The 1,718-nt window shown below is 58.6% G+C and carries 1 protein-coding gene; it reads right to left on the reverse strand.

The features are described 5' to 3' along the window. Positions 1-1,682, reverse strand: a 1,682-nt coding sequence (locus HCU66_RS27290; RefSeq protein WP_479561821.1) for a DUF5801 repeats-in-toxin domain-containing protein, incomplete at its 3' end; no start/stop codon positions are given. Between the last annotated feature and the right edge of the window lie 36 nt (positions 1,683-1,718).

Here is a 1,718-nt window from a genome sequence, read left to right on the forward strand (position 1 = left end):
TCGAAGGTCAGGTGGGCGTCCGGTGTCGCCGTGGACACGAAGCCGATGTTGACGATCTTGATGGGTTCGTTATTGCCCTCAGTCGTGGCGCCACCGAAAGCTATCTGGCCATTGGTTGTTGCGCCCTCAACAACGTTCGGAGTCGCGGGATTGTCGATGACCCCATTGAGCTGATACCCGGTTCCGCTTGCGCTTTGGGTCGATGTCACCACTTGCGCGCCCTGGATCGAGAAGTGCTCAAAAACTCCTCCGCCGAGGTCAAAGTTGTAGTCATTGCTCTCGAAGACCACAATGCCGTTCTGTGCCTTGGCCACGAATCCGTAGGTGGGCACACTGGCGTTGATAACGTCGTCATTACCGTCTGAGTTTCCAACGATGAAGGTCCGATTGATGGTTGCCCCGGTAATGTCATCAACCAGTTTCAATACCACCACCATGTCTTTGCCAGCGCCAGGGCCGGCCTGTGTGAACTCGATAAAGATCGCCTTGCTCGTGGCTCTGGGCTCGCCAGAATTGGTGAACCCTTCGGGATTGTTCTTGAAGAAGTCCAGATCAATCACCTCGTCCGATTGGAGCGTGTCGCTGGCAGCGCCAATCGAATCCGATGAGACCGTGACATACCGTCGATCATTGGAGAACAAGCCCGTGTTGGTGTCATAAGCGAAGGTTTGGGCCGTCCCGTTGTTCACGCCAAATCCTTCGAACTGCACGAAGAAGTTGCTGGCCAGCGTCATCACCGAGACCGGCGGATTCGATCCAACAATCGCGTTTGAGTCGAGCGCATAGCCCTTGAGGGGGTTTCCAGGCGTCGAGGTGTTCAGGATGCTGAAGCTCTCGATCTCCTGAGCCAGTTTCAAGGTATAGGTGTCCGCCACCTTGTCAAAGATCAGCGTGCCGGTGGCGTTGCTGGTCGCTCCCTGCGTCGGATTGTTGGACACGTAGGTGAAGCCCACGTTGAACACCGCCTGGCTATCAGACTCCGAAACCCAGGTCACCGATTTGTTGGTGATGGCGTTCGCACCCACCGTGACGCCCGTGAGGGCCACGGACAGGAAGTCGGAGTTTGGCGTGAGGCCCGCTGGATCGCTGTAAGGCGCCACATGCTTGTCCGCGCCAATTGAGTATGCGAAGACACCCGTTCCACCGATATCCGTCACAGCCCCCCCGTTGCTGCTGTTCGAGTAGACCAGACTCGACTTGGCCGTCACGACCGGGGTGTCGTCATCGACGTTGATGGAGAGCGTGCCATCGGCCGTATCGCCATCACCATCGGTCACCCGGTNGGAGAGCGTGCCATCGGCCGTATCGCCATCACCATCGGTCACCCGGTAGGTGATGGTGAACGCCTGGTTGTTCTCGTTCAGACCCGCCGCATGGAGGATCGGGCTGTTTTGCACCACCCCGTAGGCGCCCGTTGCCGAATCCAACGACAAGGTCAGGACCGTGGTCAGAACGCCGTTCTGGGTTTGCTTGACCAGCAGGCTGGTGCCATCGGCCACATAGCTGAAGCCCGTGGGTGCTCCGTTCGTCCGGTATGCCACTGTCGCACCTTCGTCGTCCTCACCAAAGGCGTGTCCCAGAGTGCCGCTTATGTTAGCCGAGTTTGCATCGTCGTCCGTGCCGCCAGGATTACCACCCGTGAGCGCATCGTCATCGAGCAGCACCGTGTTGTTGGCCGACACCGTCGGTCCGTCGTCCTGGAAGTTGATGCCGTCGCC

Origin of the sequence: Pseudomonas frederiksbergensis (assembly GCF_017114915.1) — a bacterium.
Lineage (GTDB): Bacteria > Pseudomonadota > Gammaproteobacteria > Pseudomonadales > Pseudomonadaceae > Aquipseudomonas > Aquipseudomonas frederiksbergensis_I.